The organism is Streptomyces sp. NPDC005898 (assembly GCF_040629635.1).
Classification (GTDB): domain Bacteria; phylum Actinomycetota; class Actinomycetes; order Streptomycetales; family Streptomycetaceae; genus Streptomyces.
In genome coordinates this window covers 510,859-536,052 of record NZ_JBEXWC010000001.1, presented here as the reverse complement: position 1 = coordinate 536,052, position 25,194 = coordinate 510,859, and the positions used below count along the sequence as shown (strand labels likewise).

Sequence of the window (25,194 nt, the reverse complement as noted above, 5' to 3'; positions counted from 1 at the left end):
AAGCAGGGGAGCGGGGGAGCGCCGTCGCGGGTCAGGGCATGGCGGCGCGGCGGTCCACGTACTCGAAGACGGCGCCGTCCGGGTGCATCGCGATGAGGTTGCGGCCCACGGGCGTGGGGACGGGCCCCGCGATGACGCGGGCACCGGACGCGCCGAGGACGGCGTACGCCTCGTCCACGTCCCGCACCGCGATGGTCGCCGAGACCTTGCGCAGGATCTCCAGCTCCTCCTCCGGGCCGCTCATCAGCAGGAAGCAGCCGACGGCCGCCACGGACACGCCGCCGCGCTCGAAGCGCATCGCCGTGGCGCCCGTCAGCCGTTCGTAGAACGCGACGGAGGACTCCAGGTCCTCGACGCAGACGCGCAGCGTGGTTCCCAGGATCTCCATGATCGCAACGCCCCCACCTCTGTGACCGGCCAACGGCCCCGCAACGATTTCATGCTTGCCCGCCCCCTCGCCACCGTCTCCGGCGAGTGCGCCCCCGCGACGGCCGGGGGGGGCGGACACAGTGGAGGGCGGCACCGCCCGGTGCCGCCCTCCCACCGTCACCCGTCGTCAGGACTGGGGACGGCGGCCGTGGTTCGCGCCGTTCTTGCGGCGGGCCTTCTTCTTGCGACGTCGCTTCGAGGACATGGGTACCTCCGTGGTTCGGGTGGTGCTTCCCGGGCTGTGGACCCAGGCGATCACACGGCCCCTACCCAGGACATGATCCCATCACGGTGTGTCGTGCGTCACATGGATAACGGTTGTCGCGCGCGCCGGTGCGCGCAGGCCCGCCGTTACGCTCCGTGGCCCACGGGTACCCGACGCCCATGACCGGCCCCCGGCCGGCTGACCTCGGCGCCGGTCCGACCCCACCGGGCGGCCATGCCGGGCGATCGCGCGCACGCCGCAGCAGACTGGCTCCTGGGCGCCGCACTGCCGGGCCAGGCCGTACCGCTCGCTCCCGCAAGGACCTCCGCGACCTGGAGGCCCCGCACCACAAGGAGACCCCATGACCAGCAGCGAACCGACCGGCAACGCACCGACCGGCAACGCAACCGCCAGCGGGGACGTCGCCGCCCTCGCCCAACAGCTGCGCGTCGACTCCATCCGTGCCGCGGCGGCCGCCGGCTCCGGGCACCCCACCTCCTCGATGTCCGCCGCCGACCTGATGGCGGTCCTCCTGAGCGGCCATCTGCGCTACGACTTCGACCGCCCCGACCACCCCGGCAACGACCGCTTCATCCTCTCCAAGGGCCACGCCTCCCCCCTGCTCTACGCCGCGTACAAGGCGGCGGGCGCGCTCACCGACGAGGAGCTGCTGACCTTCCGCAAGGAGGGCAGCCGCCTCCAGGGGCATCCGACGCCCCGCGCCCTGCCGTGGGTGGAGGTCGCCACCGGCTCCCTGGGGCAGGGCCTGCCCGTCGGCGTCGGCATGGCCCTGTCGGGCAAGCGGCTCGAACGCATCCCCTACCGCGTCTGGGTGCTCTGCGGCGACAGCGAGCTGGCCGAGGGCTCCATCTGGGAGGCGGCCGAGCACGCCGGGTTCGAGCACCTCGACAACCTCACGGCGATCGTCGACGTCAACCGCCTCGGCCAGCGCGGTTCGACCCGCCACGGGTGGGACCTGAAGGCGTACGCCGACCGCTTCCGGGCCTTCGACTGGCACGTGGTCGAGACCGACGGGCACGACATCGACGCCGTCGACCGCGCCTTCCAGGAGGCGGCCTCCACCGCCGGGCAGCCCACCGTCATCCTCGCCCGCACCCTCAAGGGCAAGGGCGTCTCCTCCATCGAGGACCGCGAGGGCCTGCACGGCAAGCCGCTGCCGGACGCCGACGAGGCGATCGAGGAGCTGGGCGGCGTACGCGACACGCACGTGGAGGTCCGCAAGCCGGCCGCGGCACGCGCCCCGCACCCGGAGCGCACCGGCCACCTGGACCTGCCCCGCCACGAGGTGGGCGACACCGTCGCCACCCGTGACGCCTACGGCCAGGCACTCGCCGCGCTCGGCGGCGCGCGCGGCGACGTGGTCGCCGTCGACGGCGAGGTCGGCGACTCCACCAGGACGGAGTACTTCGCCAAGGAGCACCCCGAGCGCTACTTCGAGTGCTACATCGCCGAACAGGAACTCGTCGCCACCGCCGTCGGCATGGCCGCACGCGGCTGGGTGCCGTACGCCTCGACGTTCGCGGCGTTCCTCACCCGCGCCTACGACTTCGTACGGATGGCGGCCATCAGCGGCGCCGGCATCAACCTCGTCGGTTCGCACGCGGGCGTCGCGATCGGCGAGGACGGCCCCTCCCAGATGGGCCTGGAGGACCTGGCGCTGTTCCGCGCGGTGCACGGCTCCACGGTCCTCTACCCGTGCGACGCCCACCAGACCGGCCGGCTCATCGCCCAAATGGCCGACCTGGAGGGGGTGCGCTACCTGCGTACGTCACGCGGGGACACGCCCGTCATCTACGGCCCCGGCGAGGAGTTCCCCATCGGCGGCTCCAAGGTCCTGCGCTCCTCCGACGCCGACCGGCTGACCCTCGTCGCCGCCGGGGTGACCGTCCACGAGGCGCTGTCCGCCGCCGAGTTGCTGGAGGGCGCGGGCATCCCGGTGCGCGTCATCGACCTGTACTCCGTCAAGCCCGTCGACCGGCGCACCCTGCGCGAGGCGGCCCAGCAGACCGGCTGCCTGGTCACCGTCGAGGACCACCGCGCGGAGGGCGGCCTCGGCGACGCGGTCCTCGACGCGTTCACCGACGGCGGCCCGGTGCCGCGCCTGGTCCGCCTCGCGGTCCGCACGATGCCCGGCTCGGCCTCGCCCGAGGAGCAGTTGCGCGCGGCGGGCATCGACGCCCAGTCGATCGCTGCGGCGGCACGGATGCTGGTGGAGGAGGCGGTGGTGCGGTGACGCCGGGCGGGGTGGCAGTGCCCCGGTGACGGTGGTGCGGTGACCCGCGGGCCGCCGCTTCACCGCCCCGCCCTGAACCACGCGTTCGCGGAGCGGCGGAACATCAGGGCCACCGCCATGACCACGGCCGCGAGCTGCAGTACGCGGCTGCCGCCCAAGAGCACGTCCACGACGTCCACGTTCCGCAGGGCCTCTCCGATGCCCTGCCCGTCGGTCGGCCACGCACCCGGCTCGGATATCAGGGCGAGCGTGCCGAGAACGGCGGCCGCCCCCACCAGGGCCGCCCGCGCCCAGCCGCCTCCCCGGCGCATCCGTACCGCCACCAGGACGACGGCCGCGTACCCGGCCACGCGCAGCGCCGGACCGCCGGTGAGCACACTGGCGGAGGCGTCCCCCTCGGCCGCGGCGCGGATCACCGCGAGCACCGTCTCGAAGACGCCCGCGGCGACCGCCGTCAGCCAGAGCGCGAAGGAAGCGCGCACGGTGGCGGGGGCCGGCGGCTCGTCCGTCCCGGAAAGCACGCGCGGCAGCAGCGGCCGCGGCTCCGGGGAGCGCGGCCGGGGGCGGGGACGGTTCGGGGGAGGAAGCGCTCGGTGCGCGCCCGGGCTGTGCGTCATGGCATGCCTCACTGACGGGGAGATCGCTGATCGGTGACATCGATCCTCCCGGTCGGGACGCCGAAGGGCACGCCCGCCGCCCCCCGGATCCAGGTGGGGCCAGCCACCCTCCCGACCAGGGTGGACACCACCCCCCGCCGGGGGATGCGGACCGGTGAGGTTTGGCCAAGGGACGCCGGGACACACGTATCGGGAGGTGAACATGGCCAATACGTCACGAAAGACAACAAACTCCAAGACAACCGACTCCGCACAGGACGAGACGGACGAGGAGAACACGAAGGACGAGAAGGACGCGGAGGCCGAGCAGAGCACGCGGGACGAACTGCCGGGCCCCATGGCGGCACTACGGGCCGCTCAGACCCAGCTCGCCGAACTCACCGGCATGACGGCCGAATCGGTGTCGTCCTTCGAACGCACCGAAGAGGGCTGGCTGTTGGAGATCGAGGTGCTCGAACTGGCCCGTGTTCCCGACACGATGAGCCTGCTCGCGAGCTACGAGGTGCGGCTCGACCCGCAGGGGGAGCTGACCGGCTACCGCCGGGTCCGCCGCTACGAGCGCGGACGCTCGGACCCGCACAGCAGGTAACACAGGCACCACCGACAGCAAGGCACACCAGCACACCGAGCGCACACAGCACACCAGTACACCAACCAAGGAGGCTCAGTCGGTATGACCGTGGTCCCGGCACAACAGTCCGGCGGCGGGGGCGGCTCCAGCGGCCTGTACGACGTCGTGGAACTCATCCTCGACCGAGGACTCGTCATCGACGCCTTCGTCCGCGTCTCTCTGGTCGGCATCGAGATCCTGAAGGTCGATGTCCGTGTCGTCGTCGCGAGCGTCGACACCTATCTGCGGTTCGCCGAGGCGTGCAACCGCCTCGACCTGGAATCCGGGCCGAAGAAGGACCCGGGCCTGCCCGACCTGGTCGGCGAGATCACCGAGTCCGGCGCCAAGGGCAAGTCCAAGGGCGCGCTCTCCGGAGCCGCCGAGACGATATCGGACGCCTTCAAGCAGTCCCGTGAGGAAGGCCAGCGCCAGAGCGAGGAACGTCCCCGCGCCCGGCGCTCCACCACCTCCCGCCGAAAGGAGGAGAAGGAGTGACCACCTACGTCTACGGCATCACCCACAGCTCCCACCCCGCCCTGCCCGACGGCATGGAGGGCATCGGGAAGCCGGCGTGCCCCGTGCGCATCCTGAAGCAGGGTGAACTCGCCGCCATCGTGAGCGACGCCCCCGAAGATCTGAAGCCCAAGCGGCGCGACCTGCTCGCGCACCAGAACGTGCTGTCGGAGGCCGGCGCCGCGGGCTCCGTGCTCCCGATGCGCTTCGGCAGCCTCGCCCCGGACGACGACACCGTCGTGTCCGTGCTCGGCGAGCGCGCCGACCACTACGCGGAGCGGCTGCGCACCCTCGACGGCAAGGTCGAGTACAACGTGAAGGCCTCGCACAACGAACAGGCCGTGCTGCACCAGGTCCTCGCGGAGAACCCGGAGCTGCGCGCCATGGTGGAGGCCAGCCAGCGCCAGGGCGGCGGCAGCCACGAGCAGAAGCTGAAGCTCGGTGAGGCGGTCACGTCCGCCGTGCGCGCCCGGGAGGCGAGCGACGGCGTCGAGGTGCGGCGCGCCCTGGAACCGGCGGCCGAAGCGGTCGCCGAGGGCCCCGAGGGCACCGGCTGGCTCGCCAACATCTCCTTCCTGGTGAGCCGCAAGTCGGCCGAGGGCCTGCTCACCGCGGTGGAGGAGCTGCGCACGGCCCAGCCGCACCTGGAGCTGAAGGTGCACGGCCCGCTGCCCCCGTACAGCTTCGTCGACCCGGGATCCGCTCAGCCCGCGGAGTGACGGACGTGACGGAAGTGACGGAATGGGACTGATCGGTGAACTGCTGATGCTGCCTCTCGCCCCGGCCCGCGGCTCCATGTGGGTGCTGCGGCAAGTGGTCGACGAGGCGGAGCGGCAGTACTACGACCCCTCGTCCATCCGTCGGGAACTCGCCCGCCTCGAGGAGCGCCTGGAGGCGGGCGAGATCGACGAGGACGAGTTCGAGCAGGCCGAGGACCAACTCCTCGACCGGCTGCAGCACAGCACAGGACAGGACTTCAGACAATGAACCGACTGGCAATGGGCCTCGCCGTGGGCGCCGGGTACGTCCTCGGACGCACGAAGAAGGCGAAGTTCGCCTTCGCCGTGGGCACGATGGTCGCCGGCAAGCGGCTGAACCTGAGCCCGAAGGCGCTGGGGTCACTGGTGACTCAGCAGCTGGACAACAACCCGCAGTTCAAGGAGATCGGCGATCAGCTGCGCCAGGACCTGCGGGGCGTGGGGAAGGCGGCCACGGGCTCGCTCCTGAACCGGCAGCTCGAAGGTCTCGCCGACCGTCTGCACGACCGCACCCTCGGCGTCCAGGACCGGATAGCCGGTGTGGTGCCCGACGACGTCAAGGGCACCGACCGGGACGAGGACGACGAGGATCCCGAGGCCGAGGACGCCGACGACGCCGAGGACGGCGCCGGGCGGGACGAGGGCGACCGGGACGAGGACGAGGCGCCGCGGCGGCGCAGGACGACGGCGGCCAAGCGGCCCGCCGCGCGGAAGTCCGGGTCGCGGGCCGGCTCGAAGACGGACGAGGAGTCCGCCCCGAAGTCGGCGGCGAAGAAGACCGCGGCGACCGCGAAGAAGGCCCCCGCGAAGAGGACCGCCCGCAAGACCGCTCAGAACAAGAGCGCCCAGAACAAGAGCGCCCAGAGCAAGAGCACTCAGAGCAAGACCGCCCAGAAGAAGACGACGTCCGCGGCCCGCAGGACCGCCTCGGGCGGCAGGGCGAAGGGAGGCGACCGTGGCTGAGTCACCGCTGAGCAACATCACGCGCAGCCCCGCCGCCGACCGCCTGAAGGACGAGGCGCAGGCCTACCTCATGGCCCAGGTCGAGCGCGTGCTCGTCGGCGTGGGCCACCGCCTCGGCGACGCCACCGTCAAGCTGAACGACATCGCGGACGGCAAGAGCCCCGGCTTCGGCAAGCTCGCGGCGCAGGCCGGCAAGAAGCTCGCCGAGGGCAAGGGCCCGGTGCGCGGCGCGCTCGAACTGGGCGGCAGCCACCTCAAGGACAAGGTGACCGACACCTTGAAGGGGCTCGGCGGCAAGCGCAAGAAGGGCGGCGGGGGCCAGAAGCCCACGGTCATCCTGGAGTTCGTCGACGTCGGCGTCCCGGTCCGTGAGGCGTACGACCAGTGGACGCAGTACCAGGAGTTCTCCACCTTCACCAAGGGCGTCAAGAGCGCCACGGCGGCGAACGACACGGAGACCGACTGGAAGCTCAAGGTCTTCTGGTCCAGCCGCAGTTGGAAGGCGCACACCACCGAGCAGGTGCCGGACCAGCGGATCACCTGGACGTCGGAGGGCGCCAAGGGGTCCACCAAGGGCGTGGTGACCTTCCACGCGCTCGCGGAGAACCTCACCCGGGTGCTGCTGGTCATCGAGTACTACCCGAAGGGCCTCTTCGAGAAGACCGGCAACATCTGGCGCGCCCAGGGCCGCAGGGCACGCCTCGACCTCAAGAACTTCGCCCGGCACATCTCGATGCGCGGCGAGGCGAGCGACGGCTGGCGCGGCGAGATCCGCGACGGCGAGGTCGTGCGCACCCATGAGGACGCCGTGGCCGAGGAGGAGGCCGACACCGACGAGGTCGAGGGCTCCGAGGACCAGGGGCCCGAGGACGAGTACGAGCCGCGGTCCGAGGCCGAGTACGACGAATACGACGAGGACGAAGACGACCGCGAGGACGAGCCCGGGGCGGAGTACGAGGACGAGCCCGAGGGCGAGGCCGACTACGAGGACGACGAGGACGGCGAACCCCGGGACGACGAGCCCGAGGACGAACACCACGACCCCGACGAAGAGGACGAGGAGTTCGACGAGGAGCACGACGGCGAGCCCGAGGCCGAGTACGACGACGAACTCGACGACGACGCCGAGTCCGATGCCGACGCCGAGTCCGACCCCGACGCGTCCGACGAGGACGAGGTCGAGGACGCCGAGATCGTGGACGAGGACGAGGACGACGACCTCGAAGACGATGGGGACGATGAGGACGTCGACGACGAGCGGCGCGAGTCCGCCGACGCCGGACGGAGCCGTCGATGACCGCCACCCCCGGAGGCGGACTGCCCGGCCCCTACGGCAGCAGCGGCGGAGGGGCCAACCTCGCCGACATCCTCGAACGGGTCCTGGACAAGGGCATCGTCATCGCGGGTGACATCAAGATCAATCTGCTCGACATCGAACTGCTCACCATCAAGCTGCGCCTCATCGTCGCCTCGGTCGACAAGGCCAAGGAGATGGGCATCGACTGGTGGGAGCAGGACCCGGCGCTCTCCTCCGGGGCCCGCCACAAGGAACTGGCACAGGAGAACGCCGAGTTGCGGCGCCGGCTGGAGGAGCTGGAGGCCCAGGGCACCCTGGAGCCCGCCGAGGAGGAGTCACGTGAGCCTCGCAAGTGAGGAACTGCGCTACGTCTACGCGGTCTGCCGTCCGCTGGACGCGCCGCTCGCCGCCGACCTGACCGGGGTCGGCGGCGTGCCGCCCCGGCAGCTCGCCCACGAGGGCCTCGTCGCCCTCGTGGGGCCGGTCCCGGAGCGGGACTTCGCCGAGGAGCCGCTGCGCAGGCACCTGGAGGACCTGGACTGGCTCTCCGAGACGGCCCGCGCCCACCAGCGGGTGATCGCCGCGCTCACCAGCGTCACCTGCCCGCTGCCGCTGCGGCTCGGCACCGTCTTCCGGGACGACAGCGGCGTACGCGCCATGCTGACGGAGGGAGCGGACCGCTTCCGGCGGGTGCTGGAGCGGATCGACGGCCGCGTGGAGTGGGGCGTCAAGGTCACCCTGGAGAGCGCGGAGCCCGCGCAGGAGGGTGCGGCGCGGACGCCGGCGCCCGACAAGCCGCGCTCCGGGCGCGACTACCTGCGCCAGCGGCGCAACCGGCAGACGGCCCAGGAGGAGGGCTGGCAGCGGGCCGAGGCCTTCGCCCGGAACCTGCACGAGAAGCTCTCCCGGCGGGCCGACGACGCCCGGCTGCACGCCCCGCAGAACTCCTCCCTCTCCCAGGCGCCCGGGCGGAACATCCTCAACGCCGCCTACCTGGTGCCGCGCGCGCACTCCGAGGAGTTCGTGGAGCTGGTGGAGGGCACCAAGGACGACCAGGGAGACTCCTCGGACCTGCGCGTCGAGCTGACGGGCCCCTGGGCGGCCTACTCCTTCACCGCCGACGAGCCGGGCGCCGACGAGCCGGGCACCGGGAAGTCGGCCGGCGCGGGAACGGAGCGCCCGCGATGACGGTCGTCGAGCGCCGTGAAATAGCCCTGGTCGACCTGCTCGACCGCCTTCTCGCGGGCGGGGTCGTCATCAAGGGGGACATCACGCTGCGGATCGCGGATGTCGACCTCGTACGCATCGACCTGAACGCCCTGATCAGCTCGGTGAACGAGCAAGTGCCCTCACCGTGGCCGGAATTGGAGTGACCCATGGAAACCGGTGACCTCGCGGACCCGGGCGGGGCCGAGCGCAAGCGGATGGACCTGGACCCGGACACGGTGGAACGGGACCTCGTCAAGCTGGTCCTCACCGTCATCGAGCTGCTGCGCCAGCTCATGGAGCGCCAGGCCGTACGCCGCTTCGACACCGGCGACCTGAGCGAGGACCAGGAGGAGCGGATCGGGCTGACCCTGATGCTCCTGGAGGACCGGATGGCCGAGCTGCGCGACCGCTACGGGCTGCGGCCCGAGGACCTGAACCTGGACCTCGGACCGCTGGGCCCGCTGCTGCCCCGGGACTGACGCGCCGACGCGGGCCGACGCGCGTGGCGGCGCGTGGAGGCGCGTGGCGGCGCTACTTGCGGCAGAGGATCTCGCCGTGCAGCACCACGAACCAGCCGTCCTTGCGGCTGCCCCACGCCCGCCAGGCCGCCGCGATGTCGGCGAGCTGCTCCGCGTCGGCGTGGCCTGTCGCCACCGCGCGCTCGGCGTAGGAGGAGGCGACCGTGCGGTCCGCCCAGAGCCCGCTCCACCAGGCGCGCTCCTCCTCCGAGGAGTAGCACCAGGTGCCGGCGCTCGCGGCGATGTCCGTGAAACCGGCCTCCAGCGCCCAGGACTTGAGGCGCCGGCCCGCGTCGGGCTCGCCGCCGTTGGCGCGGGCCACCCGCAGATAGAGGTCCAGCCAGTCGTCCAGCACGGGTGAGCCCGGATACCAGGTCATCGCCGAGTAGTCCGCGTCGCGGACCGCGATGACACCGCCGGGCCTGCACACCCGCCGCATCTCGCTCAGCGCCCGCACCGGATCGCCCACGTGCTGGAGCACCTGATGGGCGTGCACGCCGCAGAAGGTGTCGTCCGGGTAATCCAGGGCGTGTACGTCGGCGACGGCGAAGTCGACGTTGTCCAGGCCCCGTTCGGCGGCGGTCGCGCGAGCCGTGTCGAGGATGCCCGGCGCGTGATCGACGCCCGTGACATGGCCGTCCGGGACCAGCTCGGCCAGATCGGCGGTGATGGTGCCCGGCCCGCAGCCGATGTCGAGGACCTTCATGTGCGGCTCCAGCGAACCCAGGAGGTACGCGGCCGAGTTGGCGGCGGTGCGCCAGGTGTGGGAACGCAGCACGGACTCGTGGTGCCCGTGGGTGTAGACGGCGGTCTCCTTCGGCATGGCGGAACTCCTCCTGGTTCGTCGCGGATAGTGCCGCGGTACGCCGAACCGTACGCCGCCATGCCGAATAATGAGACCCACGTATCACTATGTGGTCAACCGGCGGGCCGTCCGCTGGTCAGTCGGTGGCGGGAAGCGGGCGGTAGACGGTCAGCGCCTCCGGCAGCTTGTCGAGCGTCAACGTCCCCCGTACTTCGGTGAATTCACCGTCGTACGCCGCCACGGTGCCCGGAGCGATGTCGTCCACCCGCAGCTCGCGCACCCGCACCGCAGCGTGCGCGGGGGAGCGGAGCGCGGGCCCGGTGAGGGCGGCGGTGAGCAGCCGCGCGCCGTGCGTCCGGCCGCCGTGCACGAGCCGCACGTCCAGCAGCCCGTCCGCCAGGTCGAGCCGCCGGCCGGGACCGAGCCCGAACCTGTGGTGGGTGCCGTTGCCGGCGACGAGCAGCCACAGCGGACGCCGGCGGCCCCGGACCTCGGCGGTCATCGGCTCCGGCGCCGAACCCAGCGTCCGCAGGGCGGCGAGGACGGCCGTGGGCCGCTCGCCCAGGCGGTGGGCCCAGCGGTCGCGGCGGCGGACCAGCTCCGGGTGGACGCCGACGCCGAAGGTGTTGAGGAAGATCCCCTCGGTCCGCGTCCCCGCGGCGGCCGGGTCCACCGCGCTGAAGCGGCCCACGTCGACCGAGACCGCGCCGCCCGCCTCCACGGCACGGCACAGGTCGCGCGGCTCCTCCACGCCGATGTCGTACGCGAAGTGCCCCGGCGCGGCGCCGGGCAGTACCGCGAGCGGCAGGCCGTGCCGCAGGGCCACGCCGGCGGCGGCGTTCACGGAGCCGTCACCGCCGCACACCCCGAGCGCCCGCGCGCGGCCCGCCGCCTTCTCCAGCTCCGCGGCCAGGTCGGCGCGTGCGCAGACGACGACCTCGGCGCCCGGCAGCGCTTCCCGCAGCGCCCTCGTGCGCTCGTCGACCCGGGCCCCGGCCTCCGCGACCAGCACCAGGCCCGCACCGCCCGGCAGCGCGGGGGCGTCGGCGCGCGGCCTGCCCGGGGCCGGCAGCTGGGTGCGGGTCGGGGCGAGGCCGCGCACCGCGAAGGCGGCGCCCACGCCGAGGGCGGCGCCCGCGAGGACGTCGCCGGGGAAGTGCACGCCGGTGTAGACGCGGGACAGTGCGACCGCCCCCGCGACGGGCGCGACCCCGGCGCCCCACGCCCGCGACTCCAGCGCCACCCCGGTGGCGAAGGCGGCCGCCGAGGCAGAGTGGCCCGAGGGGAAGGACGTGGTGATGGGCTGGCGCTTCAGCTGCCGCATCAGCGGCACCGAGTCGAGCAGCGGCCGGGCCCGGCGCACCGAGCGCTTGCCGAGCGTGTTGATGGTCGCCGAGGCCAACGCGAGCGAGGCGACCCCGCGCACGGCGGCGCGCCGGGCCCTTGGCGTACCGGTCGCCGCGATCGCCCCGGCCGCGGCGAACCACAGCAGCCCGTGGTTGGCGCTGCGGCTCAGCGGGGGCAGGAAGCGGTCGCCCCCCGGCCAGTGCCGGGAGGCGACCGCCTCGAAGACACGGCTGTCGAGGGCCAGCAGCCGGGCCCGCAGGCCGTCAGGGGGTGTGGGGGAGGCATCTGTGCTCATACGCTGCGGGTACCCGCCGAGGTCGCCGCCACCGCCGCCGGCGAAACCGGTTTGCCGTGACGGCGTCCCGGCACGGACAATCCCGCCCATGGGACATTTGGAAGCCGCGCACCTGGAGTACTACTTGCCGGACGGGCGGGCGCTGCTCGGTGATGTCTCCTTCCGGGTCGGCGACGGTTCCGTCGTCGCCCTGGTCGGCGCGAACGGCGCGGGCAAGACCACCCTGCTGCGGCTGATCTCCGGCGAGCTCCAGCCGCACGGCGGCAGCGTCACCGTCAGCGGTGGCCTCGGCGTGATGCCGCAGTTCATCGGCTCCGTACGCGACGAGAGCACCGTGCGCGACCTGCTCGTCTCCGTCTCCCACCCGAGGATCCGGGCGGCCGCGAAGGCCGTGGACGCCGCCGAGCACGCCATCATGACGGTCGACGACGAGGCCGCCCAGATGAGCTACGCCCAGGCGCTGTCCGACTGGGCGGAGGCGCGGGGCTACGAGGCCGAGACCCTGTGGGACATGTGCACCACCGCCGCCCTCGGCGTCCCCTACGACAAGGCCCAGTTCCGCGAGGTCCGCACCCTCTCGGGCGGTGAGCAGAAGCGCCTGGTCCTCGAAGCCCTGCTGCGCGGCTTTGACGAGGTGCTGCTCCTCGACGAGCCGGACAACTACCTCGACGTGCCCGGCAAGCGCTGGCTGGAGGAGCGGCTCAGGGAGACCCGCAAGACCGTCCTGTTCGTCTCCCACGACCGGGAACTGCTGGCCCGCGCCGCGCAGAAGATCGTCAGCGTCGAGCAGAGCCCCGGCGGCGCCGACGCGTGGGTGCACGGCGGCGGTTTCGGGACGTTCCACGAGGCCCGCAAGGAGCGCTTCGCCCGCTTCGAGGAGCTGCGCCGCCGCTGGGACGAGAAGCACGAGCAGCTGAAGAAGCTGGTGCGCACCCTGCGCCAGGCCGCCGACGTCAGCCATGAGATGGCCTCCCGCTACCACGCGGCGCAGACCCGGCTGCGCAAGTTCGAGGAGGCGGGCCCGCCGCCGGAGCCGCCCCGCGACCAGGACATCACCATGCGCCTGCACGGCGGCCGCACCGGCGTACGCGCCGTGACCTGCCAGGACCTGGAACTGACCGGCCTGATGAAACCCTTCGACCTGGAGGTCTTCTACGGCGAGCGCGTCGCCGTCCTCGGCTCGAACGGCTCGGGCAAGTCGCACTTCCTGCGCCTGCTCGCCGGCGACACCGAGAACCCGGTCGCCCACACCGGCACCTGGAAGCTGGGCGCGCGCGTCGTGCCCGGCCACTTCGCGCAGACCCACGCCCACCCGGAGCTGGCGGGCCGCACCCTGTTGGACATCCTGTGGCGCGAGCACGCGCAGGACCGCGGCGCCGCCATGTCCCGGCTGCGGCGCTACGAACTGACCGGCCAGGCCGAGCAGAAGTTCGAGCGCCTCTCCGGCGGGCAGCAGGCCCGCTTCCAGATCCTGCTCCTGGAGCTGGCGGGCTGCACGGCCCTGCTCCTCGACGAGCCCACCGACAACCTCGACCTGGAATCGGCCGAGGCACTCCAGGAAGGCCTCGAAGCCTTCCAGGGCACGGTCCTCGCCGTCACCCACGACCGCTGGTTCGCCCGCTCCTTCGACCGCTTCCTGGTCTTCGGCAGCGACGGCCGGGTGCGCGAGACCCCGGAGCCGGTCTGGGACGAGCGCCGCGTGGAGCGCGCGCGCTAGCCACCGGGGCCGCGGTCGCGCGCCCGGAGCGGAGCCGGTGCATCCTGGGGTAGTACGCGCCGAGCGGGTACCCGGGGGGCACCGGAGCGACGCGACGAGGAGCGATCCATGAGCAACGGAGTCGACCCGGGTCAGCTGGACGACCAGCAGCTCATCAAGGAGCTGGAGGCCATCCACCGGACCCGGCACACCACCCTGCTGCACGGCTCGGACGACGCCCTGCGGACCCACGACGAGCGGATGGCGGAACTGGAGGGCGAGTACCTGCGCCGGCACCCGCGCCGGTCCGTGGCCCCCGGGCGGACCCGCTCGGGCGCGCGGGAGAGGGGGACCGCGGACTCATGAGGGACGACCGCACCGACCCGCCCGCCGGCTCTGCGCGCGGTCGCACGGGCCCACCCGTACTGGCCCGGCACGGCGAGGCGCTCGACCTCTTCACCGACCGGGTGCGCGCCGTGCGCGACGACCAGTGGAAGGCGCCCACCCCCTGCACCGACTGGACCGTGCGCGACCTGGTCAACCACCTCGTGTCCGAACAGCTGTGGGTGCCCCCGCTGGTCCGCGACGGCGCCACGGTCGACGACGTCGGCGACACCTTCGACGGCGACCTGCTCGGCTCCGACCCGGTCGCCGCCTGGGAGACGGCCGCCGCCGCCTCCCGCGCGGCGTTCCGCGCGCCGCGCGCCCTGGACCGCGCCGTCCACCTCTCCTTCGGCGAGACCCCCGCCACCTTCTACTGCGGCCAGATGACCACCGACCTGGTGGTGCACGCCTGGGACCTGTCCCGCGCGATCGGCGCCGACGAGACGCTGCCCGGGGACCTGGTCGACTTCGCCGCGCGGGAGATCGAACCGTACGCGGCGGAACTGGCGAAGAGCGGCCTGTTCGATCCGCCCCTGGAGCCGCCGCCGGGCGCCGACGCGCAGAGCAGACTGCTCGCTCTGGTCGGACGCCGGGCGTGACCTGCGACCCCGCGCCCGCCACACGGCCGATTCCTTTTGTTCACATCGGGGTAACCGACCAGCCATGAGAGTGGGCGTGGTGGACGTGGGGTCGAACACGGTACGGCTCGTCGTGGCGGATGCCGACGGGCAGGTGCCGCTGCCCGTCCACACGGTCAAGCGCCGGCTGCGGCTCGCCGAGGACGTGGAGCGCGACGGACGGCTCGGCGAGGAGCCGGTCCGCAGGCTCATCGACGCGGTGCGCGACATCCGCGTCCAGGCCCAGCGGTGGGGCGTGGCCGAGCCCTTCGCCTTCGCCACCTCCATCGTGCGGGACGCGCCGAACCGCGCCGAGGTGCTCGACGCCGTGGAGGCCGGGGCGGGGCTCAGGCTGCGCACCCTGACCGGTGAGGCCGAAGCGGAGCTGACGTTCCTCGCCGCCCGCCGCTGGATGGGGTGGCGCGCCGGGCCGCTGGTGCTCCTCGACATCGGCGGCGGGACCTTCGAGGTGGCCTTCGGGCGCAGCAGGCTCCCGGACTACGCCGCCTCGCTCCCGCTGGGCGCGGGCCGCCTGACGCGGGACTTCTTCGACGGGCAGGACCCGCCGCGCGAGCGGGACATCAAGGCGGTCCGGCGCCAGGTCCGCCACCAGCTGCGGGACGTGGCCGCGCGGATCCGCTGGGAGATGCCGCACACGGCCGTCGCCACCTCGCGTACGTTCCAGCAGCTCGCCCGGCTGTGCGGCGCCGCACCGGGCCGCTACGGCCCCTTCGTGCAGCGCGAATTGAGCCGCGTGGAGCTGGGCGCCGCCCTGAAGGAACTGGCCCGGCTGCCCGCCGAACGGCGCGCGCAGCTGCCGGGGATCTCCGCGGCCCGCGCGAGCCAGTGCCTGGCCGGCGCGGTGGTGGCGCACACGGCGATGAAGCTGACCGGCCTCGAAGTGCTGACCGTCTGCCCCTGGGCGCTGCGCGAAGGCATCCTGCTGCGCTACATCGAGGACGGCGACGCCACCTGGTGGACCCGGGAGAACCCCGGATCCACCGCCGGCACAGCGCCCGGCGACATGTCGCCCCTGCGCCTCGCCACCTCGACCTGACGCCGGACCCCGAGGCCCGGTGGATTCCGGGCCCTCAGGCCTGGTGGATCCCCGGCCAGCTGTCCGGGTCGGCGCGGGTGATGTCCGCCAGCGCCGACGTCGGGTCCTGCGCCAGCGCCAGATCGCCGAGGCTCACCATGCCCACCGGGTGGCCGTCCTCCACGACGGGCAGCCTGCGCACCGCGTGGTCGCGCATCAGATCGACCGCGTCCGCCACGGCGTCCCCGGGCGCCACCACCACGGGGTCGGGCGTGCACACGGCCTGCGCGCTGACGGTCAGCGGATCGGCCCCGTCGGCCACGGCGCGCAGCGCGATGTCCCGGTCGGTGAGCACGCCGAGGACGTGGCCGTCGGCGGCGACCAGCACATCCCCGATGTCCTGGGCGCGCATGAGCTGCGCCGCTTCGACGAGTGAGGCGTCGGGGCGCACCGCCACCACACCCGGCGTCATGACGTCCCTTACGAATTCGGCCATGGCTGAGCCCTTCCTGCGTGAGATCGGCAGAGGTTCGCCGGGGTGACTTCGCCCGCAGTACCCCTGTCCCGGCGGGCCATGCGTCGAGCCCCCCTATGCCTTGCCCTTCTTGCCCGACCCCGGCAAGAACTCCTGCACCTTCGCCTTCAGCCCCTGCCGCACCATCGAGGAGCGGTCCGCGTCGCCCTTGAGGACCGACTCCGCCGTCGCCTCCATCTGCTCCCACGTCGCGTGCGGCGGGATCGGCGGCACCGCCGGGTCGGTGCGGAAGTCCAGGACCACGGGCCCATCGGCCTCCAGGCCGGCCCGCCAGGCCGCCGTGACGTCCTCGGGACGCTCCACCCGGATGCCGGTCAGCCCGATGGAGCGCGCGAACTCCGCGTACGGCACGTCCGGCAGCGCCTGCGAGGGCAGGAACGAGGGGGCGCCGCCCATGGCCCGCATCTCCCACGTGACCTGGTTCAGGTCCTGGTTGTTCCACACGGCGACGATCAGCCGCGGATCGTCCCACCGGTGGCGGTACTTGGCGGCCGTGATCAGCTCCGCCATGCCGTTCATCTGCATCGCGCCATCACCCACCAGGGCGATGACGGGACGGTTGGGATGCGCGAACTTCGCCCCGATCGCGTACGGCACACCGCACCCCATCGTGGCGAGCGTCCCCGACAGCGAGGCCCGCATGTCACCGCGCATCGTGAGATGACGCGCGTACCAGTTCGCCACCGAACCCGAGTCACACGTGATGAGCGCGTTGTCGGGCAGCAGCGGGTCCAGGGCGCGCGCCACGTACTCCGGGTTCACCGGGTCCGCGGACTGCTCGGCCCTGCGCTCCATCACCTCGTTCCAGCGCCGGACGTTCGCGCGGATCTCCTCCTGCCACTCGCGGCTGACCGCGCGGCGTTCCTTGTCGATCAGCGGGATCAGCTCGCGCAGCGTCGCCCGCGCGTCGCCGACGAGGTTCACCTCGTACGGATAGCGCATGCCGACCATGTGCGGGTCGATGTCGATCTGCACGGCGCGCGCCGAGTCGAACTCCGGCAGGAACTGCGCGTAGGGGAAGCTCGAACCGATCGTCAGGAGCGTGTCGCAGTCCCGCATCATCTCGTACGAGGGGCGCGTGCCGAGCAGACCGATCGAACCGGTGACGTAGGGCAGCTCGTCGCTCAGCGCGTCCTTGCCGAGCAGCGCCTTCGCGACGCCCGCGCCGAGCAGCTCCGCGATCTCCTCGACCTCGGCGCGCGCGCCGGCCGCGCCCTGGCCGATCAGGATGGCCGCCTTGTCGCCGGCGTTCAGCACCTCCGCGGCCCGCTCCAGGGCCGTCGGCGAGGGCAGCGCCGTCCAGCCGCTGCGGTCCAGGCTGGAGGGCACCATCTTGAACTCGTGCGGCGGCGGCGAGTAGTCCAGCTCCTGCACGTCACCGGGGATGATCACGGCGGTCGGGCAGCGGCGCGCGTACGCGGTGCGGATCGCGCGGTCGATGACGTTCGGCAGCTGCTCGGGGACCGTCACCGTCTCCACGAAGTCGGACGCCACGTCCTTGAACAGCGTGTGCAGGTCGACTTCCTGCTGGTACGAGCCGCCCATCGCGCTGCGGTTCGTCTGGCCGACGATGGCGAGCACCGGCACATGGTCGAGCTTCGCGTCGTACAGCCCGTTCAGGAGGTGGATGGCGCCCGGCCCGGACGTCGCCACGCACACGCCGAGGCGCTTGCCGAACTTGGCGTACCCGACCGCCTCGAACGCCGCCATCTCCTCGTGCCGTGCCTGCACGAACCTCGGCCGGTCCTCCGCCCTGCCCCACGCGGCGAGCAGGCCGTTGATGCCGTCCCCGGGGTAGCCGAAGACCTGCTCGACCCCCCAGGCGCGCAGCCTCTCCAGGATGTGGTCGGCGACCTTGACGCTCATGACGGAACCCTCCGGAGGGATCGGGGATCGGCGGTCACCTCCGGGTGTCCGGCGGGACCCGTCAGAAACCTACGACCGGAACCGGGGTGTTTGGCCCCTCACACGCGGGGCAGGCGCAGAAACAGTGCTTCGGACCGGAGGCACGTCCGTGGGAGCGGCCGCATCGCTCGTCCCCGGGTGTGTCCCCGTCGTGGTCCGACGTCCACGCACTCCCACGGTGACCGTCCATCCCCAGGCACCCCCAAGGGAGTTGCGACGCGCCATGCGTTCCCACACGAGCACCGCCGTACCGCCCAGAAGCACCGCCGCGCCGGCCAGGAACGGGCGCCACCCGCACGACGACGCACCGGACACCACCGAGGCCTTCGAACGCCTCGTCGACCTGGACGACGGCCCCGAGCGGGACGCCCTGCGCCAGGAGGTCGTCCAGGCCTGGCTGCCCATGGCCCAGCGCCTCGCGGGCCGCTTCCGCAACCGGGGGGAGTCCCTCGACGACCTGCGCCAGGTCGCCGCCCTCGGCCTCGTCAAGGCCGTCGACCGCTACGACCCGCGGCGCGGCACCGCCTTCGAGAGCTACGCCGTCCCGACCGTCACCGGCGAGATCAAGCGGCACTTCCGCGACCACATGTGGACCCTGCACGTGCCGCGCCGCGTCCAGGACCTGCGCAACCGCGTCCGGTTCGCCCGCCAGGACCTCTCGCAGACCGTCTCCGGGCGCGCCCCCACCACCACCGAGATCGCCGAGCACGCGCACATGAGCGTGGCGGAGGCGAAGACCGGCCTGGAGGCGCTGGAGAGCTTCACCGCGCTCTCCCTGGACGCCGAACTCTCCGGCAGCGAGGACGGATACTCCCTCGGCGACGCCCTGGGCGGCTGCGACCCCGCGCTCGACGTCGTCGTCGACCGGGAGTCCGTCCGGCCCCGCATCGAGCAGCTGCCGGAGCGGGAGCGCACCATCTTGTACATGCGGTTCTTCGGCGACATGACGCAGAGCCGCATCGCCGACGAGATGGGCATCTCGCAGATGCACGTCTCCCGGCTGATCAACCGCTGCTGCGACCGGCTGCGCGACCAGGTCCTGCGGGACGCCGCCTGACCTCGGGCATCCTCAGATCCCGTCGGCGCCCCGCAGGGCCAGCGCCAGATGACGGGACATCACATCGACCGCCCGCGCCTCGGCCAGCGAGAAGGCGGGCCGGGCACCGCACCGGAACAGCGTGAGGACGCCCTCCGGGGGAGCGTCCGCGCGGGCGGCGAGCGGCACACACAGCAGGGACGTGACCTCGGCACGCACCAGGACGTGCGCGCCGGTCGCGTCCCTGCCGAAGGCGTCCGGGTCCTCCGGGCGCACCTGGAGCGACGAGCCGCCGCGCGCCGCCTCGACCACCAGCGGGCACGCCGCAGGCTCCTGCGCCCGGACCTCGTCGACCGGCGCGCCCGGCGGGCCGAGGACGGTCGTACGCCGGGGGCGGGCGGCCCCGTCGTCGGCTATCACCCAGTCCGCGAACCGTCCGTGCAGCACGGCCGCGGCCCGTGCCAGGACGGCCGTACGGCTGCCGGCGGGGGCCGTGAGCAGCGCCGTCGTCATCGCGTCCGCCAGGTCGAGCTGGGCCGCGTGCCGGGTCGCCTCGCCCAGGTCGGGGGCGGGCCTCGGTGCGGGCGGCGGCTGCGGCGCGCGGGCCGTCTCGGGCTGGAGCACGACCAGGACCGCCGTGCGCGGCTCGGTGCCGGGGCGCAGCGCGGTGAGCGTGGCGCGTACCGGCAGGTCGGGGCTCTGCTGGAAGTGGACGACGAGGCTGCGGTCGCCCTCGCCGCGGGCGACCGCGGCGGTCTGCGAACGGAACGCGACCCGGTCGGCGTGCAGCAGGAACCCGGTCAGCGGCCGCCCCGCCGCGAAACCGGCGCGGACCCCGGTCAGCGCCGTGCCCGCGACGTTCATCCGCCGGATCACGCTCTCCCTGTCGATCAGCGCCACCGGCAGGGGCAGCCGCTGGAAGAGGGCCCGCAGCAGCCGCTCCTCGTCCCGGTCCGACGCGGCGCCGCGGTGGCCGCCGGCGCCGAGACGTTCGTACGTGGGCCACAACCGGTCGGCGACATGGTCGAGTTCGAAGATCGCGGCGTCGAGGACCGTGCCCAGGTCGCCCCGGGGCACGGAACGGGCCGACTTCAATTCGGCGACACGGCGCACGAAATCCGCGAGTTCTTCACCGAATTCCTCCGTGTGAGACATGTGCCGAACCTATCGCCCGGGCCGTTTTCCGGAGGACGGGAGGGGAAGCCGAAGCGGAGAGGAGGAACACCCCATGGCGCCCTTGCCGGACCCGGACCTGCTCCGACCGGAATCAGCGTTCCCCGGCCGCAGGCTCTCCGAACTCGCCGAACAGGCCAAGCGCTGCGCCCCCGCGTGCTGCGGCGCGAGCACCACGGTCACCGACGGCGGCGACGAGCGCCCCGCCGCCGTCACCCACCCCGACCTGGCCGGGCTCGTCTCGGTGCAGCTGCGCTCGGGGCAGGGGCCCATCCCCGCCGCCGAGGAGCGCGGGGCCCCGGTCGACTCCGGGGACCTGCTGCGGGACGAACGCTGGCCCGAGTACCGGGCGATGGCCCTCGACTCCGGTGTGCGGTCCAGCGTCACCCTGCCCTTCCGGCGCGCCGGGCTCACGGTCACCCTGACCCTGTTCGGCTTCCGCCCGGGCGCCCTGGCCGACGTACCGCACGGCCCCGTGCGGGCCCTCGGCGACCTCGCCACGGCGAGCTTCGCGCGCGACCGGTACTACCGCGCCGCCCTCAGCGAACTCGACCAGCTGGGCACGGCCCTGCGCACCCGCCCCGTCGTGGACCAGGCGTGCGGCATCGTCATGCACGTCCTGGGCTGCGAGGCGGACGCCGCGTTCGCGGTGCTGCGCCGGATCTCCCAGACGACGAACCGCAAACTCGCGGAGGTGGCGGCGGCGCTGGTCGAGACCAAGGGCCGCGGCCTGGAACGTGAACTGGCCTCCATGGCCGACTGACCGTTCCGCGACGTGCGCCGACGCCCCCGCCGGCCCGGTGACCTGCTCCGTCGGCCCCTTCCGACGGCCCGGTCCCACCCGTACCGGAGGCGGCCACACCCGCCCGGGCCTCTCCGCCGCGACGGCGCGGGGGGCCCGTTCGCTCACCCGGGCGGGGGCCAGCGCGGGCGGGAGCGGCGGGTGCGCGGTGTCATGGGCGTACGGCCGTGGCCTGGATACACACCCGCCGGACGGGGCAGGACAGGGGCACGAGAGTGCACGGAGGTACGCATGAGGCGGACGGACCCCGAGGGCCGCGGCCCCGTCCGGTACGGGCCGCCCGTGCCGGAGGCAGGCCTGCCCGTCCTGCCGGAACTGGCGTCCGCCGCCGCCTCGGCCGCCGCCCGCCCCGACGGCGAGGCCCCCGGCGGCGGCCCCGCCCTCCTGGACGCGGCGGGCGGCTACTGGTCACGCCGCGGACTGCCCGCCGGGCACGAGCACCTCGTCGCCGCCCCCGGCGCCCCGCCCCTGCTCCTTGCCCTCACCGCGGCCCTCGGCGGCGACGTCCTGCTGCCGCGCCCCTGCCCCGCCTGGTGGGCGCCCCAGGCGCGGCTGCTCGGCCACGGCGTCTACCACGTGCCGACGCCCGCCGAGTGCGGCGGCGTCCCCGACCCGTACGCCCTCCTGGAGACCGTCCGCCGCGTCCGCGCCGAGGGCGGCCGGCCACGGCTGCTCGTGCTCAGCGTCGCCGACGACCCGACCGCCACCGTGCCGCCCCCCGAGGTGCTGCACGAGGCCGTCGAGGCGGCGGCCGGCGAGGGCCTGCACGTGGTCAGCGACGAGACCTGGCGCGACACCCTGCACCACCCCCGCGACACCGTCCTGATCGGCCCCGCCGAGATGGACCACGAGCGGGTGACCGTCCTTGGCGACCTCGGCGGCCCCTTCCTGCCCCCGGGCCTGCCCGCCGCCCTCGCCCGCTTCCCCTTCACGGCACAGGGCGCCGCCCTGCGCGCCCGCACCCTCGACGTCCTCACCGCCCTCGGCGCGTCCCTCGCGGCCCCGGCCGCCGCCGCGGCGGCGTACGCGCTGGCCGAACCGGACGAGGTCACCGAGCGGCTGGCGGCCACCGTCCGCCTGCACGCACGCGTGGCCACCGCCGCGCGCCGCGCCGTCCTGGCCGCCGGCGCACTGGCCAGGCCCCCGCAGGCGGGACGCCACCTCTACGTCGACCTCGGCCCGCTGCGCCCCGCGCTCGCCGCGCGCGGCGTCGGCGACGCCCAGGACCTGGAGGACTTCCTCGGCACCCGCCTCGGGATGCCCGCGCCCGGCGGCCACCGGTTCGGCGACGCCATCGACGCACTGCGCGTACGGCTGTCCACCGGACCGCTCCTCGGCTCAACCCCCGAGGAGCGCCTGGCGTCTCTGGACGCACCGGACCCCCTGGAGTTGCCGCACGTGGACCGGGCGTTGCGCATATGCGCGGCCGCCTTCGACGATCTCCGCGCGGAAGCACGGTGAAGGGAGCCCCCTCGGTGACCCAGCAGCAGGCGCACGAGCAGGCGCGGCGGGGGCGCTCGCGGCAGCAGGAACTCCCTCCGACCGCGCCGCCGCCCCCGCTCGGCGGCCCCCGCCGGTGGCCCCGGTCGTTCGCCGACCGGCTGACCACGCCGCTGCCCGGCCTGCGCGCCTTCGCGCGGTTCGCCCGCGAAGGGGCCCTGCGGCCCGGCCCTGAAGGCCTCGCCGACCTCGGGCGGCTGCCCTACGAGCCCGGCCCCCTGCCCCGGGTCGACGCCGACACGGTCGCGGTCACCTGGGCGGGCCACGCCAGTTGGATCATCCGCATCGGCGGCCTGACCGTCCTCACCGACCCGGTCTGGTCCCGCAGGATCCTCGGCACCCCGGCCCGGATCACCCCCGTGGGCGTCGCCTGGAGCGCGCTGCCGCGCGTGGACGCGGTCGTCATCAGCCACAACCACTACGACCACCTGGACGCCCCGACCCTGCGCCGGCTCCCCAGGGACACCCCCGTCTTCGTCCCCGCCGGGCTCGGCCGCTGGTTCACCCGCCGCCGCTTCAGCCGCGTCACGGAACTCGACTGGTGGGAGGGCGCACGGCTGCGCGGGGTGCGCCTCGACTTCGTGCCCGCCCACCACTGGTCCAAGCGGGGCCTGCTGGACACCTGCCGTACGTTGTGGGGCGGCTGGGTCCTGACCGACGCCCGGGGGCGACGGGTCCACTTCGCGGGCGACACCGGCTACGGCCACTGGTTCCGGCGGATCGGCGACCGCTTTCCCGGCATCGACCTCGCACTCCTGCCCATCGGCGCGTACGACCCGCGGTGGTGGCTCAGCGACGTCCACTGCGACCCCGAGGAAGCGGTCCAGGCGGCGCTCGACCTCGGCGCCCGGCGGATGGCCCCCATGCACTGGGGCACGTTCCTGCTCTCCGCCGAGCCGGTCCTCGAACCCCTCACCCGGGTCCGCGCGGCCTGGGAGAGGACCGGCCGGCCCCGCGAGGACCTGTGGGACCTGCCGGTGGGGGCGTCCCGAGTACTGGACCGAGGCCGCCCGCGCCCCGTCACGGCCCCGGCCGACAACCCCGCAAACGCGCCCTAGGGCGCGTTTCGAAAGTCCCGTCTGCCTGGCGACGCCTGGCACGCACGCTCGCCGCGTTGTCGGGATCGCCCCGATACCACCAGTATCGGGGCGACCCTCCGCCTTGCGAGCGCACGCACCAGACGCCGCCAGGCCCGCCCTGCGGGCGGACGACGCTACTTTCGAAACACGCCCTAGGCGGGGGCGCCCCGCACCCTGCGCCACGCGCTCGGCGCCACGCTGATCAGCACCGTCAGCGCGATCGCCAACGCGACCCCCTCCCAGGGCTCCTTGAACAGCGAGCCGCCCAGGACGCCGATCAACTGGTACGTCACCGCCCACGCCAGGCACGCGGGCATGTCCCCGCGGGCGAACCGGCGCAGCGGCATGTCGGCCATCAGGCACGCCAGCATCACCGGGATCCGCCCGGCGGGCACGAGCCGGGACAGCACCAGGACCATGACCCCGTGGTCGCGCAACTTGTCCTGCGCCTGCGCGAGCCGCTCCTCGGGCGCCCGGTCGCGGAGCGCCTTGAGCCAGCGCGAGCCGTTCTTCGACCGCAAGCCGCGCCGCCCCAGCCAGTACAGGGCGATGTCGCCGAGGAACGCGGCGAGCGCGGCGACACCGAAGACGATCAGCAGCGCGTACGGCGGCATCCGGTGCAGGGCCACCACCGCCGCCGAGCTGACCAGCGCGCCCGTCGGCACCACCGGCACCAGCGCGCCGATCACCACCAGCAGGAACAGCGACGGATAGGCGACGGCCTGCTGGGTGCTCTGCGGCGACACCTGGGCCGCCACGGCGAGGATCACCCGGACACCTCCGGCAGCACGCTCTCGCCGTGGGCGAGCCGGTGCACCGCCACCTTCGGGGCCAGCCGCGCCGCGTGGCGCACGAACTCGTGCCCCGGCGCGTGGAATTCGTGGGGACGCACCGCGTCCATCCCTATCGGCCAGTACGTGCCGTAGTGCACCGGGATCGCGCTGCGCGGCGCGATGCGGGCGAGCGCCTCGGCGGCCCGGCCCGCGTCCAGATGCCCGTGCCCCAGATAGGGCCCCCAGCCGCCGACCGGCAGCAGCGCCACGTCCACGTCCCCGACCTCGGCCGCCATCGAGTCGAACAGCCCGGTGTCCCCCGCGAAGTAGGTGCGGGCCTCACCGTGCACGACGTAGCCGAGCGCGGGGGAGTGCTGCGGCCCCATGGGCAGCCGCCGCCCGTCGTGCAGCGCCCGGACCACGCGTACGACCACGTCGCCGACCGGGACCTCCTCGCCCGGCCCGACCTCGGTGAAGCGCAGGTGGGACAGTCTGCGGGTCAGTCCGGGCACCGAGCGTGCCGCGCCGCGCGGGAGCAGCACACGGGTGCCCGGCGCGAGCCGCGCGAGCGAGGGAATGTGCAGGTGGTCGGCGTGCAGATGCGACACGAGCACGACGTCGGCGACGGCCGCGCCGGGCGGTGGCGGCGCGCCCCTGCGCCGCCGCAGATGCGCGAGACGGCGGGCGAAAAGGGGGTCGGTGAGTACGCGGACGCCCGAATCCTCGACCGTGCAAGTGGCGTGGCCCCACCATGTGACCTCGACGGGCACCCGGTTCCTCCTTCGTACGACTGTCTCAAAGCCTACGGCCAGGAGTAGGGTCGGCGGCCGGGACCGAG

The 25,194-nt window shown here is 73.6% G+C and carries 28 protein-coding genes; 19 read left to right on the top strand and 9 right to left on the bottom strand.

Translation table 11 applies throughout. The annotated features are described in order from the left end of the window. Positions 1–31 precede the first annotated feature (31 nt). Entirely contained in the window at positions 32–388 is a 357-nt protein-coding gene (locus ABZ385_RS02175; protein WP_358701244.1) for a VOC family protein, read from the bottom strand. 607 nt (positions 389–995) lie between these two features. On the opposite strand from ABZ385_RS02175, the gene ABZ385_RS02170 reads away from it, so the two are divergent. Beyond that, on the top strand, positions 996–2,888 hold the full coding sequence (locus ABZ385_RS02170) for a transketolase (RefSeq protein ID WP_358909175.1): 1,893 nt from the start codon (positions 996–998) through the stop codon (positions 2,886–2,888). Positions 2,889–2,947: 59 nt separating this feature from the next. Here the strand turns inward: ABZ385_RS02170 and ABZ385_RS02165 are convergent, their stop codons facing one another. Further along, complete coding sequence (locus ABZ385_RS02165; RefSeq protein ID WP_358909173.1) at positions 2,948–3,409, bottom strand: hypothetical protein; 462 nt, start codon at positions 3,407–3,409, stop codon at positions 2,948–2,950. 298 nt (positions 3,410–3,707) lie between these two features. Here ABZ385_RS02165 and ABZ385_RS02160 point away from each other — a divergent pair, with 298 nt between their 5' ends. The 10 genes from ABZ385_RS02160 (at position 3,708) to ABZ385_RS02115 (ending at position 9,334) form a co-directional block, all read left to right on the top strand. Beyond that, positions 3,708–4,094: a gas vesicle protein gene (locus ABZ385_RS02160; RefSeq protein ID WP_358700296.1), complete on the top strand. Its 387-nt coding sequence runs from the start codon at positions 3,708–3,710 to the stop codon at positions 4,092–4,094. 84 nt (positions 4,095–4,178) lie between these two features. Further along, positions 4,179–4,610 (top strand): gas vesicle structural protein GvpA, encoded by a 432-nt coding sequence (locus tag ABZ385_RS02155; RefSeq protein WP_358586231.1) that lies wholly within the window; start codon positions 4,179–4,181, stop codon positions 4,608–4,610. Then, complete coding sequence (locus tag ABZ385_RS02150; RefSeq protein WP_358586233.1) at positions 4,607–5,347, top strand: GvpL/GvpF family gas vesicle protein; 741 nt, start codon at positions 4,607–4,609, stop codon at positions 5,345–5,347. Before ABZ385_RS02155 ends, ABZ385_RS02150 begins: the two co-directional genes overlap by 4 nt. 22 nt (positions 5,348–5,369) lie before the next feature. Next, a complete protein-coding gene (locus ABZ385_RS02145; protein WP_358586234.1) occupies positions 5,370–5,615 on the top strand; it encodes a gas vesicle protein GvpG in 246 nt (81 codons plus the stop codon). Continuing rightward, on the top strand, positions 5,612–6,349 hold the full coding sequence (locus tag ABZ385_RS02140; protein ID WP_358909171.1) for a DNA primase: 738 nt from the start codon (positions 5,612–5,614) through the stop codon (positions 6,347–6,349). Before ABZ385_RS02145 ends, ABZ385_RS02140 begins: the two co-directional genes overlap by 4 nt. Continuing rightward, positions 6,342–7,646: an SRPBCC family protein gene (locus ABZ385_RS02135; RefSeq protein WP_358909169.1), complete on the top strand. Its 1,305-nt coding sequence runs from the start codon at positions 6,342–6,344 to the stop codon at positions 7,644–7,646. The genes ABZ385_RS02140 and ABZ385_RS02135 overlap by 8 nt, the downstream gene beginning before the upstream one ends. Continuing rightward, the gene (locus ABZ385_RS02130; RefSeq protein WP_358586240.1) at positions 7,643–8,002 is read left to right on the top strand and encodes a gas vesicle protein; all 360 of its coding nucleotides are present in this window, start codon (positions 7,643–7,645) and stop codon (positions 8,000–8,002) included. The genes ABZ385_RS02135 and ABZ385_RS02130 overlap by 4 nt, the downstream gene beginning before the upstream one ends. Beyond that, positions 7,986–8,834 (top strand): GvpL/GvpF family gas vesicle protein, encoded by an 849-nt coding sequence (locus ABZ385_RS02125; protein ID WP_358909168.1) that lies wholly within the window; start codon positions 7,986–7,988, stop codon positions 8,832–8,834. The genes ABZ385_RS02130 and ABZ385_RS02125 overlap by 17 nt, the downstream gene beginning before the upstream one ends. After that, complete coding sequence (locus ABZ385_RS02120) at positions 8,831–9,019, top strand: gas vesicle protein (RefSeq protein WP_030789793.1); 189 nt, start codon at positions 8,831–8,833, stop codon at positions 9,017–9,019. The genes ABZ385_RS02125 and ABZ385_RS02120 overlap by 4 nt, the downstream gene beginning before the upstream one ends. Before the next feature lie 3 nt (positions 9,020–9,022). After that, on the top strand, positions 9,023–9,334 hold the full coding sequence (locus tag ABZ385_RS02115) for a gas vesicle protein K (RefSeq protein WP_358586243.1): 312 nt from the start codon (positions 9,023–9,025) through the stop codon (positions 9,332–9,334). Positions 9,335–9,386: 52 nt separating this feature from the next. On the opposite strand, the gene ABZ385_RS02110 is transcribed toward ABZ385_RS02115, so the two are convergent. Both ABZ385_RS02110 and ABZ385_RS02105 read right to left on the bottom strand, forming a co-directional pair. Next, on the bottom strand, positions 9,387–10,196 hold the full coding sequence (locus ABZ385_RS02110; protein ID WP_358909166.1) for a methyltransferase domain-containing protein: 810 nt from the start codon (positions 10,194–10,196) through the stop codon (positions 9,387–9,389). Between the two features lie 118 nt (positions 10,197–10,314). After that, positions 10,315–11,820 (bottom strand): phosphatase PAP2 family protein, encoded by a 1,506-nt coding sequence (locus tag ABZ385_RS02105; RefSeq protein WP_358909164.1) that lies wholly within the window; start codon positions 11,818–11,820, stop codon positions 10,315–10,317. An 88-nt stretch (positions 11,821–11,908) separates the two neighbouring features. On the opposite strand from ABZ385_RS02105, the gene ABZ385_RS02100 reads away from it, so the two are divergent. The 4 genes from ABZ385_RS02100 to ABZ385_RS02085 all read left to right on the top strand — a co-directional run bounded on the left by ABZ385_RS02100 (position 11,909) and on the right by ABZ385_RS02085 (position 15,574). Continuing rightward, positions 11,909–13,537 (top strand): ATP-binding cassette domain-containing protein, encoded by a 1,629-nt coding sequence (locus tag ABZ385_RS02100; protein ID WP_358909162.1) that lies wholly within the window; start codon positions 11,909–11,911, stop codon positions 13,535–13,537. A 108-nt stretch (positions 13,538–13,645) separates the two neighbouring features. Then, a complete protein-coding gene (locus ABZ385_RS02095; protein ID WP_358589172.1) occupies positions 13,646–13,882 on the top strand; it encodes a DUF6158 family protein in 237 nt (78 codons plus the stop codon). Continuing rightward, positions 13,879–14,499, top strand: a complete 621-nt coding sequence (locus ABZ385_RS02090; protein WP_358909160.1) for a TIGR03086 family metal-binding protein — start codon at positions 13,879–13,881, stop codon at positions 14,497–14,499. The genes ABZ385_RS02095 and ABZ385_RS02090 overlap by 4 nt, the downstream gene beginning before the upstream one ends. Positions 14,500–14,563: 64 nt before the next feature. Then, positions 14,564–15,574, top strand: coding sequence for a Ppx/GppA family phosphatase (locus ABZ385_RS02085; protein ID WP_358589176.1), 1,011 nt, complete (start codon positions 14,564–14,566; stop codon positions 15,572–15,574). A gap of 34 nt (positions 15,575–15,608) precedes the next feature. Here ABZ385_RS02085 and ABZ385_RS02080 read toward each other — a convergent pair whose 3' ends face one another. Together ABZ385_RS02080 and ABZ385_RS02075 are read right to left on the bottom strand one after the other, a co-directional pair. Continuing rightward, the gene (locus ABZ385_RS02080; protein ID WP_358589178.1) at positions 15,609–16,049 is read right to left on the bottom strand and encodes a CBS domain-containing protein; all 441 of its coding nucleotides are present in this window, start codon (positions 16,047–16,049) and stop codon (positions 15,609–15,611) included. A 93-nt stretch (positions 16,050–16,142) separates the two neighbouring features. After that, the gene (locus ABZ385_RS02075) at positions 16,143–17,954 is read right to left on the bottom strand and encodes a thiamine pyrophosphate-requiring protein (protein ID WP_358589181.1); all 1,812 of its coding nucleotides are present in this window, start codon (positions 17,952–17,954) and stop codon (positions 16,143–16,145) included. Positions 17,955–18,216: 262 nt separating this feature from the next. Here ABZ385_RS02075 and ABZ385_RS02070 point away from each other — a divergent pair, with 262 nt between their 5' ends. Then, positions 18,217–19,050, top strand: a complete 834-nt coding sequence (locus ABZ385_RS02070; protein ID WP_358589183.1) for an RNA polymerase sigma factor SigF — start codon at positions 18,217–18,219, stop codon at positions 19,048–19,050. Between the two features lie 12 nt (positions 19,051–19,062). Here ABZ385_RS02070 and ABZ385_RS02065 read toward each other — a convergent pair whose 3' ends face one another. Continuing rightward, complete coding sequence (locus ABZ385_RS02065; protein WP_358589185.1) at positions 19,063–20,184, bottom strand: PAS domain protein; 1,122 nt, start codon at positions 20,182–20,184, stop codon at positions 19,063–19,065. Positions 20,185–20,257: 73 nt separating this feature from the next. Here ABZ385_RS02065 and ABZ385_RS02060 point away from each other — a divergent pair, with 73 nt between their 5' ends. The 3 genes from ABZ385_RS02060 to ABZ385_RS02050 all read left to right on the top strand — a co-directional run bounded on the left by ABZ385_RS02060 (position 20,258) and on the right by ABZ385_RS02050 (position 23,562). Then, positions 20,258–20,965, top strand: a complete 708-nt coding sequence (locus ABZ385_RS02060; RefSeq protein ID WP_358701342.1) for an ANTAR domain-containing protein — start codon at positions 20,258–20,260, stop codon at positions 20,963–20,965. Between the two features lie 270 nt (positions 20,966–21,235). Then, positions 21,236–22,465, top strand: coding sequence for an aminotransferase class I/II-fold pyridoxal phosphate-dependent enzyme (locus ABZ385_RS02055; RefSeq protein ID WP_358909158.1), 1,230 nt, complete (start codon positions 21,236–21,238; stop codon positions 22,463–22,465). 14 nt (positions 22,466–22,479) lie between these two features. Further along, positions 22,480–23,562 (top strand): MBL fold metallo-hydrolase, encoded by a 1,083-nt coding sequence (locus ABZ385_RS02050; protein ID WP_358909156.1) that lies wholly within the window; start codon positions 22,480–22,482, stop codon positions 23,560–23,562. Positions 23,563–23,735: 173 nt separating this feature from the next. Here ABZ385_RS02050 and ABZ385_RS02045 read toward each other — a convergent pair whose 3' ends face one another. Both ABZ385_RS02045 and ABZ385_RS02040 read right to left on the bottom strand, forming a co-directional pair. After that, on the bottom strand, positions 23,736–24,353 hold the full coding sequence (locus tag ABZ385_RS02045) for a DedA family protein (RefSeq protein WP_358590579.1): 618 nt from the start codon (positions 24,351–24,353) through the stop codon (positions 23,736–23,738). Next, complete coding sequence (locus ABZ385_RS02040; RefSeq protein WP_358590577.1) at positions 24,350–25,126, bottom strand: MBL fold metallo-hydrolase; 777 nt, start codon at positions 25,124–25,126, stop codon at positions 24,350–24,352. Before ABZ385_RS02040 ends, ABZ385_RS02045 begins: the two co-directional genes overlap by 4 nt. Between the last annotated feature and the right edge of the window lie 68 nt (positions 25,127–25,194).

What these genes read in the sequence shown, in the direction of transcription:
- ABZ385_RS02175 (WP_358701244.1), bottom strand. Translation starts at nt 388, where the DNA reads ATGGAGATCCTGGGAACCACGCTGCGCGTCTGCGTCGAGGACCTGGAG.
- ABZ385_RS02170 (WP_358909175.1), top strand. Translation starts at nt 996, where the DNA reads ATGACCAGCAGCGAACCGACCGGCAACGCACCGACCGGCAACGCAACC.
- ABZ385_RS02160 (WP_358700296.1), top strand. Translation starts at nt 3,708, where the DNA reads ATGGCCAATACGTCACGAAAGACAACAAACTCCAAGACAACCGACTCC.
- ABZ385_RS02155 (WP_358586231.1), top strand. Translation starts at nt 4,179, where the DNA reads ATGACCGTGGTCCCGGCACAACAGTCCGGCGGCGGGGGCGGCTCCAGC.
- ABZ385_RS02145 (WP_358586234.1), top strand. Translation starts at nt 5,370, where the DNA reads ATGGGACTGATCGGTGAACTGCTGATGCTGCCTCTCGCCCCGGCCCGC.
- ABZ385_RS02140 (WP_358909171.1), top strand. Translation starts at nt 5,612, where the DNA reads ATGAACCGACTGGCAATGGGCCTCGCCGTGGGCGCCGGGTACGTCCTC.
- ABZ385_RS02130 (WP_358586240.1), top strand. Translation starts at nt 7,643, where the DNA reads ATGACCGCCACCCCCGGAGGCGGACTGCCCGGCCCCTACGGCAGCAGC.
- ABZ385_RS02120 (WP_030789793.1), top strand. Translation starts at nt 8,831, where the DNA reads ATGACGGTCGTCGAGCGCCGTGAAATAGCCCTGGTCGACCTGCTCGAC.
- ABZ385_RS02115 (WP_358586243.1), top strand. Translation starts at nt 9,023, where the DNA reads ATGGAAACCGGTGACCTCGCGGACCCGGGCGGGGCCGAGCGCAAGCGG.
- ABZ385_RS02110 (WP_358909166.1), bottom strand. Translation starts at nt 10,196, where the DNA reads ATGCCGAAGGAGACCGCCGTCTACACCCACGGGCACCACGAGTCCGTG.
- ABZ385_RS02105 (WP_358909164.1), bottom strand. Translation starts at nt 11,820, where the DNA reads ATGAGCACAGATGCCTCCCCCACACCCCCTGACGGCCTGCGGGCCCGG.
- ABZ385_RS02100 (WP_358909162.1), top strand. Translation starts at nt 11,909, where the DNA reads ATGGGACATTTGGAAGCCGCGCACCTGGAGTACTACTTGCCGGACGGG.
- ABZ385_RS02095 (WP_358589172.1), top strand. Translation starts at nt 13,646, where the DNA reads ATGAGCAACGGAGTCGACCCGGGTCAGCTGGACGACCAGCAGCTCATC.
- ABZ385_RS02090 (WP_358909160.1), top strand. Translation starts at nt 13,879, where the DNA reads ATGAGGGACGACCGCACCGACCCGCCCGCCGGCTCTGCGCGCGGTCGC.
- ABZ385_RS02085 (WP_358589176.1), top strand. Translation starts at nt 14,564, where the DNA reads ATGAGAGTGGGCGTGGTGGACGTGGGGTCGAACACGGTACGGCTCGTC.
- ABZ385_RS02080 (WP_358589178.1), bottom strand. Translation starts at nt 16,049, where the DNA reads ATGGCCGAATTCGTAAGGGACGTCATGACGCCGGGTGTGGTGGCGGTG.
- ABZ385_RS02075 (WP_358589181.1), bottom strand. Translation starts at nt 17,954, where the DNA reads ATGAGCGTCAAGGTCGCCGACCACATCCTGGAGAGGCTGCGCGCCTGG.
- ABZ385_RS02070 (WP_358589183.1), top strand. Translation starts at nt 18,217, where the DNA reads ATGCGTTCCCACACGAGCACCGCCGTACCGCCCAGAAGCACCGCCGCG.
- ABZ385_RS02065 (WP_358589185.1), bottom strand. Translation starts at nt 20,184, where the DNA reads ATGTCTCACACGGAGGAATTCGGTGAAGAACTCGCGGATTTCGTGCGC.
- ABZ385_RS02060 (WP_358701342.1), top strand. Translation starts at nt 20,258, where the DNA reads ATGGCGCCCTTGCCGGACCCGGACCTGCTCCGACCGGAATCAGCGTTC.
- ABZ385_RS02055 (WP_358909158.1), top strand. Translation starts at nt 21,236, where the DNA reads ATGAGGCGGACGGACCCCGAGGGCCGCGGCCCCGTCCGGTACGGGCCG.